The sequence below is a fragment of the Rhodococcus indonesiensis genome, assembly GCF_047782815.1.
Lineage (GTDB): Bacteria > Actinomycetota > Actinomycetes > Mycobacteriales > Mycobacteriaceae > Rhodococcus > Rhodococcus indonesiensis.
In genome coordinates this window covers 2,442,623-2,459,915 of the sequence record NZ_CP180630.1, presented here as the reverse complement: position 1 = coordinate 2,459,915, position 17,293 = coordinate 2,442,623, and the positions used below count along the sequence as shown (strand labels likewise).

General features: G+C 64.9%; 18 protein-coding genes and 1 pseudogene. 10 read left to right on the top strand and 9 right to left on the bottom strand.

Annotated elements, in window-relative coordinates; all coding sequences use genetic code 11:
• Positions 1 to 20: 20 nt before the first annotated feature.
• The 3 genes from ACM26Y_RS11515 to ACM26Y_RS11505 form a co-directional block, all read right to left on the bottom strand.
• The gene (locus ACM26Y_RS11515) at positions 21 to 569 is read right to left on the bottom strand and encodes an HIT family protein (RefSeq protein ID WP_289379346.1); all 549 of its coding nucleotides are present in this window, start codon (positions 567 to 569) and stop codon (positions 21 to 23) included.
• The gene (thrS, locus tag ACM26Y_RS11510; protein ID WP_289379352.1) at positions 566 to 2,647 is read right to left on the bottom strand and encodes a threonine--tRNA ligase; all 2,082 of its coding nucleotides are present in this window, start codon (positions 2,645 to 2,647) and stop codon (positions 566 to 568) included. The genes ACM26Y_RS11515 and thrS overlap by 4 nt, the downstream gene beginning before the upstream one ends.
• 137 nt (positions 2,648 to 2,784) lie before the next feature.
• Positions 2,785 to 3,351, bottom strand: a complete 567-nt coding sequence (locus ACM26Y_RS11505; RefSeq protein WP_289379345.1) for a DUF742 domain-containing protein — start codon at positions 3,349 to 3,351, stop codon at positions 2,785 to 2,787.
• Positions 3,352 to 3,690: 339 nt separating this feature from the next.
• On the opposite strand from ACM26Y_RS11505, the gene ACM26Y_RS11500 reads away from it, so the two are divergent.
• From ACM26Y_RS11500 to ACM26Y_RS11465, 8 genes are all read left to right on the top strand, one after another.
• Positions 3,691 to 4,857, top strand: coding sequence for a tyrosine-type recombinase/integrase (locus ACM26Y_RS11500; RefSeq protein WP_416063477.1), 1,167 nt, complete (start codon positions 3,691 to 3,693; stop codon positions 4,855 to 4,857).
• 286 nt (positions 4,858 to 5,143) lie between these two features.
• Complete coding sequence (locus ACM26Y_RS11495) at positions 5,144 to 5,344, top strand: helix-turn-helix domain-containing protein (RefSeq protein WP_416063476.1); 201 nt, start codon at positions 5,144 to 5,146, stop codon at positions 5,342 to 5,344.
• 2,097 nt (positions 5,345 to 7,441) lie between these two features.
• The gene (locus ACM26Y_RS11490; protein WP_416063475.1) at positions 7,442 to 7,678 is read left to right on the top strand and encodes a hypothetical protein; all 237 of its coding nucleotides are present in this window, start codon (positions 7,442 to 7,444) and stop codon (positions 7,676 to 7,678) included.
• Complete coding sequence (locus ACM26Y_RS11485; protein WP_416063474.1) at positions 7,678 to 7,908, top strand: hypothetical protein; 231 nt, start codon at positions 7,678 to 7,680, stop codon at positions 7,906 to 7,908. Before ACM26Y_RS11490 ends, ACM26Y_RS11485 begins: the two co-directional genes overlap by 1 nt.
• A complete protein-coding gene (locus ACM26Y_RS11480; RefSeq protein WP_416063473.1) occupies positions 7,905 to 8,384 on the top strand; it encodes a hypothetical protein in 480 nt (159 codons plus the stop codon). The genes ACM26Y_RS11485 and ACM26Y_RS11480 overlap by 4 nt, the downstream gene beginning before the upstream one ends.
• A 2-nt stretch (positions 8,385 to 8,386) precedes the next feature.
• Positions 8,387 to 8,665 carry a hypothetical protein gene (locus tag ACM26Y_RS11475; protein WP_416063472.1) on the top strand — a complete coding sequence of 93 codons (279 nt, stop codon included), beginning with the start codon at positions 8,387 to 8,389 and terminating at the stop codon, positions 8,663 to 8,665.
• Between the two features lie 187 nt (positions 8,666 to 8,852).
• Positions 8,853 to 9,140, top strand: coding sequence for a hypothetical protein (locus tag ACM26Y_RS11470; RefSeq protein WP_416063471.1), 288 nt, complete (start codon positions 8,853 to 8,855; stop codon positions 9,138 to 9,140).
• A 196-nt stretch (positions 9,141 to 9,336) separates the two neighbouring features.
• A complete protein-coding gene (locus ACM26Y_RS11465; RefSeq protein WP_416063661.1) occupies positions 9,337 to 9,912 on the top strand; it encodes a recombinase family protein in 576 nt (191 codons plus the stop codon).
• A 35-nt stretch (positions 9,913 to 9,947) separates the two neighbouring features.
• Here ACM26Y_RS11465 and ACM26Y_RS11460 read toward each other — a convergent pair whose 3' ends face one another.
• From ACM26Y_RS11460 to ACM26Y_RS11440, 5 genes are all read right to left on the bottom strand, one after another.
• The gene (locus tag ACM26Y_RS11460) at positions 9,948 to 10,181 is read right to left on the bottom strand and encodes a hypothetical protein (protein WP_416063470.1); all 234 of its coding nucleotides are present in this window, start codon (positions 10,179 to 10,181) and stop codon (positions 9,948 to 9,950) included.
• A gap of 277 nt (positions 10,182 to 10,458) precedes the next feature.
• On the bottom strand, positions 10,459 to 10,698 hold the full coding sequence (locus tag ACM26Y_RS11455) for a hypothetical protein (protein WP_416063469.1): 240 nt from the start codon (positions 10,696 to 10,698) through the stop codon (positions 10,459 to 10,461).
• 86 nt (positions 10,699 to 10,784) lie between these two features.
• Entirely contained in the window at positions 10,785 to 11,324 is a 540-nt protein-coding gene (locus ACM26Y_RS11450; protein WP_416063468.1) for a hypothetical protein, read from the bottom strand.
• 349 nt (positions 11,325 to 11,673) lie between these two features.
• Positions 11,674 to 12,159 carry a hypothetical protein gene (locus ACM26Y_RS11445; protein WP_416063467.1) on the bottom strand — a complete coding sequence of 162 codons (486 nt, stop codon included), beginning with the start codon at positions 12,157 to 12,159 and terminating at the stop codon, positions 11,674 to 11,676.
• 5 nt (positions 12,160 to 12,164) lie between these two features.
• Positions 12,165 to 12,410 (bottom strand): hypothetical protein, encoded by a 246-nt coding sequence (locus ACM26Y_RS11440; protein ID WP_416063466.1) that lies wholly within the window; start codon positions 12,408 to 12,410, stop codon positions 12,165 to 12,167.
• A 209-nt stretch (positions 12,411 to 12,619) separates the two neighbouring features.
• On the opposite strand from ACM26Y_RS11440, the pseudogene ACM26Y_RS11435 reads away from it, so the two are divergent.
• Positions 12,620 to 13,235 (top strand): annotated as a pseudogene (locus ACM26Y_RS11435) (transposase); the annotation flags it as partial.
• Between the two features lie 1,100 nt (positions 13,236 to 14,335).
• Positions 14,336 to 15,307 (top strand): hypothetical protein, encoded by a 972-nt coding sequence (locus ACM26Y_RS11430; protein ID WP_416063465.1) that lies wholly within the window; start codon positions 14,336 to 14,338, stop codon positions 15,305 to 15,307.
• A 57-nt stretch (positions 15,308 to 15,364) separates the two neighbouring features.
• On the opposite strand, the gene ACM26Y_RS11425 is transcribed toward ACM26Y_RS11430, so the two are convergent.
• Complete coding sequence (locus tag ACM26Y_RS11425; RefSeq protein WP_416063464.1) at positions 15,365 to 16,261, bottom strand: DUF5677 domain-containing protein; 897 nt, start codon at positions 16,259 to 16,261, stop codon at positions 15,365 to 15,367.
• Positions 16,262 to 17,293 lie beyond the last annotated feature (1,032 nt).

The following is a 17,293-nucleotide window of genomic DNA, read 5'->3' as shown; positions in this document are numbered from 1 at the left end:
GCGTTCGGTTCGGGCCGGTGTCAGTCGCTCCAGGCCGCAGCGAGCAACGCGCGGGTGTCGCGCAGCAGCTGCGGCATGACCTTGGCGCCGCCGAGGACGGTGATGAAGTTGGCATCGCCGCCCCACCGCGGCACCACGTGCAGGTGCAGGTGCTCGGCGAGCGAACCACCGGCGGCGGCCCCGAGGTTGAGCCCCACGTTGAAGCCGTGCGGCCGCGAGACGCTCTTGATGACCCGGATCGCCTGCTGCGCGAAGGACATCAGTTCGGTGCTCTCCTCGGGGGTGAGGTCCTCGAGGTTGGCGACCCGGCGGTACGGCACGACCATCAGATGGCCGGGGTTGTAGGGGTACAGGTTGAGCACCGCGTACACGTGCTCTCCGCGCGCGACGACGAGGCCCTCCTCGTCCCGCATCTTCGGGATGTCGGTGAACGGCTCGTAGGGCGCCTCCTTGGACCGGGGCGCCTCCGCGATGTACGACATCCGGTGCGGGGACCACAGGCGCTGGAGGTGGTCGGGTTCGCCGGCACCCCGGTCGACGAGGGCGTCGTCGGAGCAGTCCCCGCTCATGCGGCGCCGCCACGGTCGACGGGAGCGACGAGTTCCGCGGTGGGCGAGGCGTTCTCCCGCCGCCCGATCCACTCGGTCACCAGCCGGACCGCGTCGGCCACGGGCACTCCGTTGACCTGCGTACCGTCGCGGAACCGGAAGCTGACCGCGCCGGCGGCGACGTCGCGCTCGCCCGCGAGCAGCATGAACGGCACCTTCTGCGTGGTGTGGTTGCGGATCTTCTTCTGCATCCGGTCGTCGCTGGTGTCGACTTCGGCCCGCACCCCGGCGGCCTTCAACTGCCGGGTGACGTCGAACAGGTGATCCTCGAAGGCTTCCGCGACGGGGATCCCGACGACCTGGACGGGGGCGAGCCACGCCGGGAAGGCGCCCGCGTAGTGCTCGGTGAGCACGCCGAAGAAGCGCTCGATCGAACCGAACAGGGCCCGGTGGATCATCACCGGCCGGTGCTTGCTGCCGTCGGGGCCGGTGTATTCGAGCTCGAATCGCTCGGGCAGATTGAAGTCGAGCTGGATCGTCGACATCTGCCAGCTGCGCCCGAGCGCGTCCTGAACCTGGACGGAGATCTTCGGGCCGTAGAAGGCGGCGCCGCCCGGATCCGGCACGAGATCGAGACCGGAGGCCTCGCCGACCTCGCGCAGGGTCTCGGTGGCCTCCTCCCACAGGGCGTCGTCGCCGACGAACTTCTTGGGGTTCTTCGTCGACAGCTCGAGGTAGTAGTCCTCGAGGCCGTAGTCCTTGAGCAGGTCGAGGACGAAGTTCAGGGTCGTGGTCAGCTCGTCGCGCATCTGCTCGCGGGTGCAGTAGATGTGCGCGTCGTCCTGCGTCATGCCACGTACCCGGGTCAGACCGTGGACGACGCCGGACTTCTCGTACCGGTACACCGAGCCGAACTCGAACAGCCGCAGCGGCAGCTCGCGGTAGGACCGGCCGCGGGAACGGAAGACGAGGTTGTGCATCGGGCAGTTCATCGGCTTGAGGTAGTAGTCCTGGCCCGGCTTGCGCACGGTGCCGTCCTCGGCCAGTTCCTCGTCGATGTGCATCGCCGGGAACATCCCGTCGCGGTACCAGTCGAGGTGGCCGGACACCTCGTAGAGGTGGCCCTTCGTGATGTGCGGGGAGTACACGAACTCGTAGCCGGCCTCGACGTGCCGCTTGCGGGAGTAGTCCTCCATCTCCTGACGGATGATGCCGCCCTTGGGGTGGAACACCGGAAGGCCGGAGCCGAGCTCGTCGGGGAAGCTGAACAGGTCGAGCTCGTTGCCGAGCTTGCGGTGGTCACGGCGCTCGGCCTCGGCGAGCAGCTCGAGGTAACGCTCCTGCGCCTCCGCGGACTCCCACGCGGTGCCGTAGATGCGCTGCAGACCGGCATTGTCCTGGTCTCCGCGCCAATAGGCGGCAGAGCTGCGGGTGAGTTTGAACGCCGGGATGTACTTGGTGGTGGGGATGTGCGGGCCACGGCACAGATCGCCCCAGATCTTCTCGCCGGTGCGCGGATTGAGGTTGTCGTAGATCGTCAGTTCCTTGCCGCCGACCTCCATGATCTCGGGGTCCTCGTCCAGGGAGTCGTTTCCGGCCGACTTCTCACCGAGCAGCTCGAGCTTGAACGGCTCGTTCTTCAGTTCCTCGCGTGCGTCGTCCAGGTTCTCGACGACGCGGCGGGAGAACCGCTGTGCCCCCTTGACGATCTGCTTCATCCGCTTCTCGAGCTTGGCCAGGTCCTCCGGAGTGAAGGGCCGGTCGACCTGGAAGTCGTAGTAGAAGCCGTCCTTGATCGGAGGGCCGATGCCGAGCTTGGCCTCGGGGAACTCCTGCTGCACCGCCTGGGCGAGGACGTGCGCCGCGGAGTGCCGGATGACAGACCGGCCGTCCTCGGTGGCGGCAGCGACCGGCTCGACCCGAGCGTCCTGTTCCGGCGTCCACGACAGGTCCCGCAGCCGGCCCTCCTCGTCGCGGACCACGACGACCGCGTCGGGCCCGCTGTTGGGCAGGCCCGCCTCCCGGAGGGCGGCACCGGCAGCGGTCCCCGCGGGCACCCGGACGAGCACGGTGGGGTCTACGGATGCGGGCGTCGTCACTGTGGTGGGCTCCTCGGGCTCGTGCCGGTGATGGGTGCCGCCGACGCCGCGGGGTATGCCACGCGTCGGCAACCAGACCATGCTATCGACACCACCCCGAACGGCAGTTCACCCGGGCACCGCCGGGGGCCGGTGGGCTAGAGCCGGCGCAGGCCGCCGAGGACCCGAGACAGCAACTGGGCGTCCGGGCCGAGTCCGTCGGCGGTTCGGTGAACGGTGAGTTCTCCCGTGGCGGCGAGATCCCCCACCAGGACACGTGCGACGCCCAGAGGCAGTCGTGCCAGAGCCGCGATCTCCATGATGGACCGGGGCTCGGCGCACAACGCCAGGATGGTGCGGTGCTCCTCGAGACCTGCAGTTCCCACGGCGTCGCTCACCGCGGAGACGAGGACCTCGAGCGGGAGATCCACCTCGGCGCGGGTCCGGCCCTGGCTGCGCACGAAGGGTCGGACGAACGAGGGCTGCTGCCCGCTCGGCTCCTCTTCCCTCGTGGCTGCCGTGTGCCTCGGAACCGCAGGCATCGGCTTCGAGGCCGGAGCGGCGACGGCCGCGGAGGCACCCGTCGCCGGGGTCTCCACCGCGGGCGTGCCCTCTGCGCGGTCGGCGGTACCCGGTGCCGGGTGATCCTTGCGCCGGCGGCCGGACGATCCGAATCGTGCTCCTGTGGCCCCGACCAGGGGCCAGTTGTTGTCGGCGACGCTCATCAGTCGCATCCTCCTCACACCGACCGCAATCCTGCCATCAGCGCAGTGCGGTTCGGTGAACGCGCAGGTCACCGCCGCTCCGTCGCCGAGATGTTCCGGCCGGACGCGAACCGCGCCGGCCCGAAACGACGAAGGGCACCCCGTGGGGTGCCCTTCGTCGGTGCTGTGGTCCCGGCTGGGATCGAACCAGCGGGAGCACCGGGGTGAACGTGGGGCGTGACCTCGGGATTACCCGGTCTGAAATGCGGTTTCTTCCGAACAAGACGTGTGCAAGGGTACGCTGGAATACGCACGAGTGGGTACCTATTCCGCACGCATTCCGCACGAACCGAGGTCGCCATGCCGTCCAAGAAGACACCCCCGAAGCGGACACGACGGGCATTCGGGGCGATCCGGAAGCTCCCGTCCGGCCGCTGGCAGGCGAACTACACCGGACCCGACCTCCGCATCCACAAGGCCCCAAGTGGCACATTTCACACGCGGGACGCGGCCGTCGCCTGGGTCGACTCCGAGCGCAAGCTGATCGACCTCGATGTGTGGACCCCACCGGCCGAGCGCGCCGCCGCCGAAGCTGCCGCCGCCTCTCGCCGGCCGCCCACGTTCGGGGAGTACGCCGCCCGCGTGATCGACGAACGGGACCTCGCGCCCCGCACCAAGGACAGCTACAAGTACCTGCTGCGGGAGCATCTGGCACCGACGTTCGGGGCCGTCCCCCTCGACGGGATCACCCCCGCCCTCGTGCGGACGTGGTGGGGCGGTGTCCGCGGTGTCCGCCACGCGGAGGCACCGAAGATTCCCACGGCCCGCGTGCGGGCGTACGAGGTGCTGCGGATGGTGCTGAACGTGGCCGTCGAGGACGACCTCATTCCGTCGAACCCGTGCCGGATCACGGCGGCGACGCGGCTCTCACCGGCCCACGATGCCACGATGCCGACGCCCGCCGAGGTCGCCGCCCTGGCCGATGCGATGGCGCCCGAACTGGCGCTGTCGGTGCTGATCACCGCGTGGTGCGGTCTGCGGCGTTCGGAGACGTTCGAGCTGCGCCGCCGTGACGTGTCCGCCGACTGCGCGGTACTGAGTGTCACGCGGGCTGTCACGACCCGGAATGGGATCACCGTCGTCGCCCGCCCGAAAGCCGGATCCGTCCGTCAGGTCGTGATCCCACCGCACATCCGGTCCGCCGTCGCCGCGCACCTGGACACGCACACCGGGAAGGCCCAGAACGCTCTCCTGTTCCCCGATCCACGGACCGGCGAGCACTTGCCGGAATGGACGTACCGGAAGCGCTGGAACGTCGCCTGTGAGGCGATCGGACGGCCCGGGCTGCGGGTGCATGAACTCAGGCACTTCGGCGGCACGATCGCCGCCCAGGCGGGCGGAACGCTGCGGGAGGTGCAGGACCGGCTCGGGCACAAGACCGCCGCTGCCGCGATGCGATACCAGCGGCTCGCGGCCGGGCGGGCCGACCAGCTCGCCGAGCAGATCAGCCGCCTCGCTGAGAGCTGATCCGGGGCCGTCGTGATGAAACCTGGACGTGAAGGTCTTCAACCTCGGTGCCGTACTGACGCAGATGCCCACATTCGCCGTCACGGCGCCGCCTTTCCACATGAAACCCTTTGCAGCTGTGCGCTTCTCAGATGGCGCCACTGAGCATCCCGTTCGGTGATCCTCACGCAGGCGGGCGGGTCGCCCCCGTATTCGGCACGTCAAACGCCTCTCGCCACGAAAGGCGCTGCACCACCGTGGCTCATGCTGACTGCACCTAGCTCACCGAAGCCGACAGGAGCGCCCAATGGCCCGCCGCACGACCCGAACCCCGTTCACCACCTCCTCGCACTACGTGTCCATCGCCGACGCGGCCGAACGCCTCGGGGTTTCCACGGACACGATTCGGCGACTGATCAGCTCCGGTGAGCTGGCGGCGTACCGAGTCCGGAACGCGATCCGTCTCAAGACCGAGGACGTCGATGCCACGCTGCGGCGCGTCAACTGACACCACACCACTGCCCATCCCTGGAGGCCCGCGCCATGCGGGAGGACAGCCACCGGGACGGAAGCATCATGGCCGAACGAAGGAGTGATGGCGCCGAGGGGACGAATCCCGACGCCACCACCTCACCATGCTCGACTGCCCGGCCGAACACCGCTCAGCATAACGACGGGAAGCGACATCAACCGGGCCTCGAGTCCGCGATCGAACACGCAGACCCCTGGTGGGGAGCCCGCGCCCGGGCCGCGATCATCGCGGAAGCTGAGCGGACTCGTGACCACGGCGGTGTCTTTTGCGCAGATGACCTCAGGGACGCGCCCTACGGGCTCGGCGAGCCGGATCACCCAGCGCGATGGGGGGCAGCCTTCTGCTTGGCGTACCGCGACGGCCTGATCTCGCCAGCTGGCTTCACGATCAGCCGCCGCCGCGAGCGAGCAGGCGGTGTGCTGCGGGTCTGGCGAGGGGTGCCCCTGCCAACATCCCCCTCGGAACCCACCATGGCACGGGGTGTCGAGTGAACCCGTCGACAACGCCGCCGCGACAGCGCGCCTTGCCAGCCTGGGTTGTCGACCTCATCCGCGACGGCGTCTCTCCTCGCGATCTGAAGGCCCGAGGCGGCCAAGCTATCTGGTCCGCGCTCGTGCGCACGGCCATGTCGGCCTATCAGTGTGGTCACACCAGACCCCAGTGGGAAGCCTTCGTCACCGAACCGCGCAGCCGGCTCGGCCACCAACTCCTCCTGCGGGACGCCCGTCGCGCACGCACCCCCAGAGCGGTTGCCGACACTCTCACCAAGGCCTGGGACACCGCCACAGCCCGCGTCGCCGATGACCCGACGCGGACGTGGCGACAGACCCATGAGGAAGCCGCCGAGCGCGCCGAGTGGGCCAGCCGGTTGGCCGACGACCCCGAGGTGAACCTCACCCATGCCGAGCGGAAAGTCCTGCGGTATGCGGCCGCGCAGACCGCACAGCGGCAGATGCTGCGAGTCGCGCTCCCCCGCCGGGCGGTGATGGCGGCAACCGAGCTGGGTGAGCGAACCGTGCGGACGGCACTCGAAGGGCTGGCGGCAAAGGGCGTGCTGGAGCTCGTGGAGCGGGGACAGCCGAGGGGCGACCGTGCCAAGCGGGCGCGGGCGGCCCTCTATGCCCTACCGGCGACGCTCGACACCCACAATCTATACCCGGAAACCGGGTTTGTGGGACCCCCCGTCCAGGTTTGTGGGACCCCTACGAACCTTACCTACGGGACGCCGTTAAGTGAGAGTCCCGTCCCGGTTGCAGGCTCCGGCACAGATCTGCCTCGCTGCCCTCAGTGCAACGAGGGGCACGGCGACCGGCGGCCCTACCGCATCTGTAGCGCCTGCGTCGCCGCCGGGCGTTTTCCCACCGTATGCGCGCACTGCGGCGGGCAACTCTCGCCGCGCTACCGCACTTCGGTCCACGAAGGGCACATTCACGCCGAGCGGAAGGCACGCAAACTGCAAGAACACGCCACGCAGGCCGCGCAGCATGATGCCCGGGCTGTCTGGCGTGGCACCGATACTTCTGTGAGGAGCCGATGAATTCTGACCGCGGCCTGATCGTCGCCGACATACTGCCCGGCACCGTCGTCGAGATGGACGCCGTTTTCAGCGTCAACGGGTACCGAGTGCCACCACTCCACCTGTGTGTGTGGGACGACGACGGTCGGCCTCTGGCGTACGCCGAATTCGTCCAACGACTGGTCGCTGACATCGCCACGAACCTCGAGGACCCTCGCAATCCGCTGCGGCGACGGTTCGACGAGCTTTCCGCCAGTTTGGGCTCTCAATTGACAGTTCAGTCCGGCCCAGCCCGTCCCGCCCAATCCAGTCGTTGCGGCCGGCCCCGTCGTGACGGCCGGCCTTGCCGTGCCCCCGTTACCCGACCCGGTCACGCCTGCACCCTGCACGCAACCACCCGAAAGTAGGACCTCGTATGAACCACGAACCGGCCGTTGCGCTTCGCTGGGACCCGGCGGTCGACTCGGTGACGGACCAGATCGTGGCCCGCGCCATCAACATCCGCGTCGCGCTGAGCCGCGACGACACAGCACTGCGCAACGTGGACACGGCGCTCCGTGACGCCCGCCGGCCGTCTCGGCGACGACCGGATCGATCGTCGGGTGAAGAACGGCAACCGGGACCGCGGCGACATCGGCGGCATCCGCCTCCACGGCCAACGGATCGTCGTTCACAAGACGCATGGCACGGCCGACCCTGCGCAGCAGGGGGTCACGCTCACGGTCGAGCAACTCGTCGCACTGTTGACCGGCCGACCCCTGACCTCACCGATCCCCCGGAACAAGGACTACTGATGAACAGACTGGAACGTGAATTCCAACGCGACCTGCAAGAACTTCTCCGCAGTTACGGCGGCATCATCCCTCCGATCGAGGACTCGGTCGCGCTCTTGCGGCGGTACGCCCGGCGGTACCGCTGCCCCGACTGCACCGGCGGAATGGACATCGACAAGGCGCACAATCTTGTGGTCACCCACGACTCGATGTGCCCAAAAGATCGCAACAGGAAGGGTGAGCAACGTTGACGATTCAACATAGAGCGTCCGCCGCTGAACGCCACCGGCAACTCCAGGCCCTCGAGCTGCGCGCCGCCGGCGACGACTACGACACCATCGCCGAAAAACTCAAGTACGCCGACCGGTCCGGCCCATACCGGGCCGTCGAAGCTGTCCTTCGTCGTCGCGAGTCCGCCGCCGCCGAGGACTTGCGCCGCCTTGAGGATCATCGGCTCGACACACACACCGCACGCCTCGCCGCAGAACTGCAGGCGATCCCCGTCGGGTCGGATCCGATGGCGGTGGCACGCCTGATCATGGCACAGCTGCGAGTCTCGGAGCGGCGCGCTCGCCTCCACGGCCTGGACCTCGACTACCGCCATCATTCTGTGAATGTCGGAGCCTCGGGAGGGCTGGAGTCGCTCAAGGCGGAGTGGACGCGGCTGATGGAGGTGAGTACAGCTCGCCCCGACATACAGGCGTTGGAAGCACCGCACGAAGGATGATCATGATGTTGGACGACCAAAAGCGAATCGAACTGCTCGAGGAAGCTCTGGACCCGACGGCGGAGCGGCTGGCGGACCTGGATGCCGAAGCACCGATCCGGTGCGTTGAGGACCTGGTGCGGCGGCTCGGCTTGCTGTTGGAGGCGGTCGACTCGGGGAAGATGGATGCCCCGCCGTTGCAGCGTGCGCATCTCGAGGGTGCTGTCGTCGCCCTGCGTGCGCTCACACGAGGTGTGCAAGCTCCCGATGGGGCCGAGGTCAGTGGTCCGGAGGTTCTCTGACATATACCGCCTCATGGCTGCATCCCTCTCAAGGGATGCGGGACTCAATGGATACAGAGGGCGTATGGCCTGGCAGGAGTGACCGGTCAGTGTGAGGAAAGTTGCCAACTGGCGGCAATCGGTGACACCATCGTCCGACCTCCGACATAATAAATATGTCGGGGCCGCGAACCTGGGGAGGTGTTACGTGACCGTGAAGATGCCGTGTTTTGAAGGGGGAGACCGTGTCGTCGAAGCTGACGGGGCGGCGCACCTGCACCTTCAGGCTGAGCACGCCCATGAGCGTTTCGTGAAGGTCGTTACCGTGGATGGAGCCATCCACCTGTTTCCATTCGCGCACCTCGATGCCGGCGAACGCGCTGTGTTCGAGAACGCAGAGCTGTACGCGGACACGAAGCAGGCGTTGGAGGCGTTCACGCCGGACGGTGGACACTCTACCGATTGGATGTTCGAGAGCGACGACGACGACGAGTGACCGCGCCGCCATTCGAAGTTGTGCTCAGCGACAAGGTTGACGCTTGGGCGAAAGCTGCTGCGACTTCTCCGAAGCTGCACATGAAGTTCAAGAAGTTCAAGAAGGCTGTCAAGCTTCTCAGGGAAGTCGGTCCTTCTCATCCCGGTCTGCGTACACACAAGATGTCTGTGTGGTGTGGGCCGAACGGTGAACCGGTCTGGAACTCGTACGTAGAGAATGCAACTCCATCCGCATGGCGGATGTACTGGATCTACGACGGTCCGGATCGGATACACGTCCTGTCTGTGGGACCGCACGACCACACGCTCTAAAGCTTCTCGACGCGCTGAGGGCGCGTCTTGACTCCAGGACGAAGCGAAGGTGTAACAGCTTGCTGCACATCGCTGGGGTGATGGAGCAGGCGCAAGGGCAGGGCTGGTCGTTAGTGGTATGCGATTCGGACATCGACATGAGCACCCCGTCAGGGGAGATGTTCGCGCACATCGTGGCCGCCAGCGCGCACTACGAACGCCGACTGATCAGCACCCGCACCCGTGATGCTCTGGCCGTCAAACGCGCCCAGGGGGTGCGACTGGGTCGATCCTCGGTGCTGCCTCAAGTGGTGGTGGCCCGCATCGTGGCCGAACGCGCCGCCGGCCGCGGGCTGCGTGTCATCGCCGAGGGTCTGACCGCCGACGGCATCCCCACCGCCCGCGGCCGCACCGCCTGGTCTACGTCGTGGGTGCAGGCCGTGCTCGCCGGGCAGGACGCTGCCGCGGTCCGCGCCGAGTGAGAGTTCGCTCTGTTCCGGGCTGTAACTACTCGCCGCTAAGCACCCGCATCGACCCAGCAGATCGTGATGTCGGATGGGGCCGAGGTGTCGTCGTTGGCGGCGAGGTAGTCGAGAACCATCGTGCGAGCGGTGTCGAGGTCCCGGGTCCCGTAGGTCTGGGTAATCCCGTGCCCCTCGATCTCGAGTTCAAGACCACGCAGCCACCGGCGTCCCTGCCACCACGGCGCACGGGTGTCCCACCGTCCCACCCTGACGCGGATTTCCGTCACGGGTACAGGATCGCACTCGGATCAGGTGCCAGCCACCTGGGTGGGTGCGCCGTCGTCCTTGCGGGACATACGGTGATTCCAACGAGGAGGCGACGGTGCGCGATCCGACGCTGGCCGCATCGGCCAGCGTCCGGCTGGTGGCTACTGTTGCTGCCGTTGTTCACCGTCGTCGCTCTGGGCATCGTCGCTCTCGCCCTCGCGCTGGAAGCCGCGTGAGCGCTGGCCTTCGTCGCTCGGAAGGGGTTCGCACTGCGGAGCTGCGCCGCCCGAACGCCGGTTACTGCCTCACTGATTCCTCCCTTGGAGCGTTGGGTATCCGTGCAGTGTCGGCGCGGTCGGAGTCGGCGCGGATCTCGACGACATATTTGAGTTCCTCACGGCGATGGAGTGTGCCGACGATCGGGGTGACCAGATGCAGCGAGCGGACCACCCCGCCGCATCGTTGACGATGGGTTGGCTGTACCAGTTCATGCTGATCATGGAGTTCGACCGAATGACACGAAACGAGCAGCGTCATACAGCCAGGCTTCCCGATGTGGGGGTGATCAGCTCTTCACAAAGGACCGGTCGCCCCACATGCCCGATCAAGCAGTCGGTCTATGCCTACCTCTGGAAGGTGGAGAAGTCACCGGACCAAATCAGACTTCCTTCGGTCACGACGGTTTCTGTCAGCTGTGCCTTGCTGACCTTGTAGCCTTCGCGCACGGTCTGCCTGGATCCGGGCGGAATCGCGCCCACTGTGCCGAGACCGAGCTGATCCGCTGTCGACACGAACCACTCGGCAGGGATACCGGCTGGACCGTAGACCACGGTGGGAGTGGCCCAATCTGATCCCTCGATGATCTGATCACTCGCATTGAAAATCTGGAAGGTGAACACTGTAGCTGGGCCGTAGTTGGTGACCTCATCGGTCACTGACAGGATGCTCACCTCGGCGCCGTTGCGACCCACCCCGGTGTCGTACGGCCCCAGCACTCCGCGTGTCCTGCGCTCTTCGGTGGTAGTGACCGGCGGTGACGGTGAATGGGGGGCGGACGGGAGTACGAGCTCGTTGCCGCTCGGTTCGCTGTCTCCGCAGCCTGTCAGCAGTGCAGCTCCGACTGCGGCAAGTGTCGCCACGGTGAGGAAGTGTTTTGCAACCATGGGCGTGTCTCTTTTCGGAGCGCTGTGTCGTGTCCTGCGTATCGGTTCGTGTGACTTCGACGTTGCAGGACGCAATCGGAATCCCCCATTTCTGGCGAACCGGGTTCCGGTTCGCCCTGGGCGTTGACATGCTGAAGCCATGGGAAGCGGGAGCGACCAAGATGTCGATGACAACGTCATCGAACTGGCAGGACACCCTGGGTACTACAACGCAAATTGGACGCTGCTCGAGCGGATCGCGATTGCGGAGGCGAATTTCCTTCGGGCCGTGGGCATATGGGGCGACGACGACAGGCATCCCAAATAGGCGGGGCCGGTTGCCGCAGCTGGCGTAGGCGGCCTACCGAAGCTAAGCGCCCGTGGTGGTTGCTGGCCGGCCCGGCTTTCTCGCCCACTTCTCCGCGAAATTTGTGATCGCGGAGATCGCCCAAATCGGTCCCGTCCGCAGTTCGAACAAGGGCTCCGGGAACGCGGCCGACTTCCGCAACTGGGCAACCCGCTGTCGGGTCACACCCAGAAGCTCCCCCACCTCAGGGGTGGACAACAACTCCGGCAGGGACGGCGCATCCGCCCGGCGGAACCACTCATCCTCCGTCATAACCTGCACAACAAGCGGGATGTGGCCGGAGGGCAGTGCGGCGGCGACGTCGTCGAGGATCACGGAAAACGCCTTCAGTGGGTCGCACGCGTCAATATAGGCGGTGATGTCTGTACGTCCACCCTCTCCGGCGCTCACGCTGGCGTCGTGCGTTTCCAGTGCGGCTTCCAGACGGTCGGCCACAGTTTCGGCGGGCTCGTCGAGTTCGTAGGTGGCATTCACGACCCAGGTGCCCATCGCTACTACCCGTCCTTCCTGCGCATCGCCCGTTGTTCTTTCTTGCTCGGTGGCGGTAGTGGTAATCCTGCCTTCTTGAGTGCTACTTTCAGGTCAGCCATGCGTCGCCTGGGGTTGCTAGGTGTTGCCGGATAGTGTGCCACCCATTCTCCGGTGGGGCTGTAGAACTGGGTGTAGCCATTGGCTGTGTCGGTCACTGTCCAGCCCTGATTTTTCGCCCAGTCTGCGATGTCTTTGATGTTGCTGTTCATCGTCGCCCCATCCGTTGCGGTATGTCAACGGTAAGGATGAACACGCGACAACGTCAAGGGTTAATGAAATGGTTGCGTGGTGCCATCGCCCCGAGATGCCGCTCACGCCGATGGGCTGCGTGTCGGGAAGGCGGCTGGTCGGCCGCGCCTGATACCAGCGGGTCCTACGGTGTGTCGTCGTCGCAGACCGGGCCAGTTTTGCGGGCCGGGAGACCGATCCGGTCATTGGTGCACGCCGGTGGGTGGACCGGTGGGACACCGGACTGGTCGACGTTACCGGTGACCAGGGCCTGCTTGCCCAGGTCAACGGGCGAAGCTCGGCGACGGTGCTCGACTGGTTGCACGCACGCGATGAACAGTGGCGACAGCAGATCAGCCACGTCACCATCGACCTCTCATCGGTCTACGCCAGGGTGGTGCGCGAGGCGTTGCCGCACGCCGAACTGGTGGTCGACCGGTCGTCGATGCGGTGCGGCGCCGGGTCACCCAGTCCCACCGCGGCCGGCGCGGCCGCAAGAGCAGTGTCGAATGGGTCAACCGACGTCGGCTGCTGCGCGGCTCTGAGACCCTCGCCGAGCAGCGCACCGAATTGTTCACCACGCGACCTGCTCGCGTGCACCGCCCGGTGTGCTCCGCCACGAGATCCGTAGCGCGCTGTACCGGTTCCACAAGTTCTGCGCCGCCTGCTCGGTGAGCCGGATCGTCAATCACGTCGGGAGAATCGCGTTCGGGTTCCGCAATCTTGACAACCAGCGACGCCGGGTACGGTGGACCTGCACCCGCCGCTCCCGGCGGAGCACACCCAGCCGGCATCAATGCCACTGCAGACTGCGAAGAGCCCCGAACGCCGGCCGCCATCCCGGGGCGCTCTCCCCGGAGCAGACCCGATCCTGCCGCTGCTCGAACGCCTGCACCGGTGGCAGAGGCAGCTGCGCACCAGTTCCACGCTGCGCACCGAGATCGGATCATGGAGGTCGCCGCCAGTTCACGATCTATTCCCCGTTCCACGTGCACGGCGGTGGGGAACGGGTGGCGCGTGAGGCGCAGAACGGGCTGCTGCCTTACTGGATTCGTGAGCGGCCGGCTCGCGGAAGCGGCACTTCCTTTTAGGGCGCCAGCCCCAAATCGGTCAGCCGGCGGGGCTCACCCGCATCGCCCCGCCGACGCCCGCGACCTCAGTCGACGGGCTCATCCCAGGTTCCGGGACGGCAGAAACGACCGTCACTCGTTCGACGTAGACCCGCGCTGATGCTGCCATCCCGGCGTCCGGAGCGAGTTCTAGTATTGACTCCGCACGCTTCAGCGAATTCATACTCATCGAAGTTGGGGTCGGCGTGCCCAAGCACCTGAGCTACCACCCACATGACATTCGCCCGAACGGCATCAGTTTGCGCAGGTGTTAGCTGCTGAGTGGTGGTGCGGTCGATCGACCGATCGTGTCCGGCCCGATCGCACCGGTACGGTGCATCAGACCAGTCATGGTTTGCGATTTCTGCAGCGAATTCCCGCGCATCGCGGCTCAATGCCATCTGTGCCTCCTCCGACAGGAAACCTAGGTACTGCGCGTCCCCCGACGGGACGTGGGAGACTACGTTACACCACGTCATATGCCACGGGACGGGCAGAGGTGGCGCGGGATCGATCTCGCGGAGCCCGACGATGCCCAGCCCACACGGTTGTATCCCCGACCACGCGGGGCGCTTTCGTAGCTGCGTCTGGCCGGACGACACGGTAGTCCCACCTACGGTCGTCCCATTCGGAGCCAGGTTATTCGTCGTTGGGCCGCCTTGGCGGGGGGCCAATGGGAGCTACAAAGAGTGCATCTCCGAACCGGAACCCGCAGGAGATTCCTCAGGTCCAATTCAACACGGGCGGAGTCCCTCCCGCATCACGCGGACTCCGTACCATTGGGTACAGTTCCGCCCATGCCGGATGACTCGCGATTTCGCCAGAATCCCTCTCCCACCGATGCCGAGCGGCGCGACCTCATCAAGGACCTTCCAGGCTTCCCGATGAATCGACATTTCGAATCACTGGACCGGGCGGTACGCGTCTTCAGTGGTAATTCACTCGAACTTGCCCAGCACGTAGGACATTTCGTCGGAACAGACAAGATGCCGAGTGAACTTGAAGACGCGTACGAGCATGAACTCGTCCGACTGTTCCACAACTACCTCGCATCCGCCATGACACTGCGTGACGTGCAACGAGCAGTTCATCGCACCATATGGCCAACAAAGGGCAAGAATGACAAAGGTCAGTTAATCCTATCGGATTGGGAAGTGAAACACTGGCAACCCAAAGTATCGGAAGCATACGGGTCAGCCCAGATAAAATTTCTTCAAGAGCTGCGGAACTACACTGTCCATTACGACCTCCCTGTACCCAAGCAATCCACGCGCATTAGCTGGTCAGCCGGGGGCCCGGTAGTGCATGAGAACAGGCTTCGGCTCAATAAGAATAAGTTGCTGCAGTGGAACGGATGGACGGCTCAGCCGCGAAATTTCCTCAATACCCAGCATGACTGGATGGAGTTCCTTCCCATAATCGAAAAATACTCCGTTGCAGTACGTGAGTTCTACAAATGGTTCTGGGACACGATTGCAAAGGAACTTTCTCCTCAATACTCAGACTTTAATGAAACTATGACAGAATTCAGCCTTTGGACTGCGGAGCAAAAGGCGTTTCGCAATTGGAAAATATCCCACCATCCCCGTTCGGATGGCCACCCCGAACCCTCGCCTACTGAGACTCGGAGAGAATTGGCAATGAGACGAGCGAAGCGGTGGGAACACGGAAGTAGAGGATGGCGGCTGTTCAGAGTCCATCCGCTTACCAACATGGCCGAACAGATTGGGGAGGATCCGTGGGGACTACCCCCTCGGTCCAATCGGTAACCATGCTAATATGGACCTGTGAGCGTCGTCCAGGAAGGACTTTCCGCAGCAGGACTTTTACGACTGCGTTGAAGTCCCCATAATGAACTTTTCATGAATGGCATCGGAATCTCGAACTTTTTCGAGATGCGCGGCCAGCCTCGGACCTAAGGCCGCCATGTAGCTCGGTAGATACGCGTCAATGTAGGTCAGGCACGCGTCGGTTCCCCAGAAACTGAGCGCGAAAAAAATTTGAGGGCGAACGGCAGCGGAACGGACCTCAGGATGGAATTTTCCATTCTCCCACCGAAGGTGATTGAACTGTAAATCGTGCCACGTCCCGTGGATCCCGCTTGAGGTTGCTCTATACGCACCGTACGCTGTCGATCCTACCAATCGGAGGCGCTCCTCTGCGGACGCGTACCCAATTTTCTTCCTCCCCGGAAGAAGCACCTTCTCGACACCCGCCGATTCGAACGTGTGACTGATCGATGACTGCAGACGTTGTTCCAATTCCCACACTTCGCCATCACGATTCTTTACTTGACCGTCAATGAGGCTTGAGAACTGTTTTTCCGCGATAAGCCCGTCACCTACATACGCGTCAAATCTACCCTTATCCTGAATGTCCTTTGTTAGGTACTTAACGATAGACAAGCCTTCTAGAAACTGCCGTGAAATTGCGGAGTGTTGATCTCCGCCCCTATCCTGCTGGGCCTTACCCAGAATTGCGTGTGCAAGCTTCAACATCCGCACCAATTGGCCAACTACGATTGCCTCATCGCGGTCTAAGCCCCCTGGCCTTTCCCAGGTGTAGAGACCGCACGTGTAATGAAGGTACCTCAGCGTTTCGTTCAAGAGCTCAAACGCTACTCGAACGAACTCGTGCTCCGCCTCCGCCCGCCCCAGTTGGTTCAAATCGACCTCAAAAACAGGTATTTGATCGAACAACTTCTCGGCGCTTTCGGCAGACATGAGGACAGGATACGGACAGCCAATCTCCGCTGGACGAGGGACCTCCCCTCTGGATCCGCGCCCCCGGTCTGAGAGAGGGCCCCAGTTAGGTCGGTAAACAGCAGCAGTGACGATGACGGCGCGTTGGCCTCGCACTGTTCCAGAATTGCTTCGAGGTCCGCAAGCCACTGGACGAGACGGTCGACGTGCGGGGCGCAGATTACGTCCGCCTCCCGGCAATCCACCGCCGCCAGCATATCCTCGAACGCAACCCGGATCGGGTCGTCGGCGACGCGAAGTTACGGACACAGCACGAGGTTGTCGACAAGCTGGAAGAGCACCCGGATCGGCCGTCAGCCGTGACGCGCCCGCTCGCGCCAGCGCGACAAGCTGCAGACCCCGAGGATGGGGGCCTCGTCTCTGCGGACCGCGGCACACAGCGAAGAGCCCGTCCGGACTAATGGCGGGCTTGAGATACCACTGTCGGCATCTTCACCCCAGCCGAGGCGATCATCTGCCGGCCAACTTACAACACTTAATGTCGTACAGCTTCCGAGGCCAACGTAGAACGACGAACGGCACCTACCCACCCCAAGGCATCGGAATGGGGCCGATCGCCCGTCTGCGGGCCTACTAACCGGTCGCGCGTCGTGCTGGGCGTCCACTCGTAGCGGAGCCGCCGCATACAACTGGGGTCCGCTGTGATTCGCGCCGGCGCCTCCGGCGTGAGGAAGTAGGCACACCCGCGATCCGCCGTTCTCGGTCGAACCCCTCGGATGGACACGAACAGTTTGTACCTTCGACGTCAACGGAGCGGAGTAGCCCGACTGCGAAACCTCCGTCGTGGTTGTCCTAATGCCAGTCGACTAGAGGGACCGGCACCTAGAGGGACCGGCACCGCGGTGCTGGTGACGCAGCCCTAGTCGCGCTCGTCGAATTGGATCGGGCGCAGCAGTGCCGATACGCGGGGATAGTATCCGTCGGGTCGACAGCTGGGATGTGAGGTTCATCACGGTTCCCGTTCGGACGATGCTCCCTGGTCCCGCACTGCCA

Bases quoted from the DNA above. Each gene is read 5' to 3' on its own strand.
- ACM26Y_RS11495 (WP_416063476.1), top strand. From the start codon at position 5,144: ATGGCCCGCCGCACGACCCGAACCCCGTTCACCACCTCCTCGCACTAC.
- ACM26Y_RS11475 (WP_416063472.1), top strand. From the start codon at position 8,387: ATGATGTTGGACGACCAAAAGCGAATCGAACTGCTCGAGGAAGCTCTG.
- ACM26Y_RS11500 (WP_416063477.1), top strand. From the start codon at position 3,691: ATGCCGTCCAAGAAGACACCCCCGAAGCGGACACGACGGGCATTCGGG.
- ACM26Y_RS11440 (WP_416063466.1), bottom strand. From the start codon at position 12,410: ATGAACAGCAACATCAAAGACATCGCAGACTGGGCGAAAAATCAGGGC.
- ACM26Y_RS11450 (WP_416063468.1), bottom strand. From the start codon at position 11,324: ATGGTTGCAAAACACTTCCTCACCGTGGCGACACTTGCCGCAGTCGGA.
- ACM26Y_RS11455 (WP_416063469.1), bottom strand. From the start codon at position 10,698: ATGACGCTGCTCGTTTCGTGTCATTCGGTCGAACTCCATGATCAGCAT.
- ACM26Y_RS11505 (WP_289379345.1), bottom strand. From the start codon at position 3,351: ATGAGCGTCGCCGACAACAACTGGCCCCTGGTCGGGGCCACAGGAGCA.
- ACM26Y_RS11515 (WP_289379346.1), bottom strand. From the start codon at position 569: ATGAGCGGGGACTGCTCCGACGACGCCCTCGTCGACCGGGGTGCCGGC.
- ACM26Y_RS11430 (WP_416063465.1), top strand. From the start codon at position 14,336: ATGCCGGATGACTCGCGATTTCGCCAGAATCCCTCTCCCACCGATGCC.
- ACM26Y_RS11425 (WP_416063464.1), bottom strand. From the start codon at position 16,261: ATGTCTGCCGAAAGCGCCGAGAAGTTGTTCGATCAAATACCTGTTTTT.
- ACM26Y_RS11445 (WP_416063467.1), bottom strand. From the start codon at position 12,159: ATGGGCACCTGGGTCGTGAATGCCACCTACGAACTCGACGAGCCCGCC.
- ACM26Y_RS11485 (WP_416063474.1), top strand. From the start codon at position 7,678: ATGAACAGACTGGAACGTGAATTCCAACGCGACCTGCAAGAACTTCTC.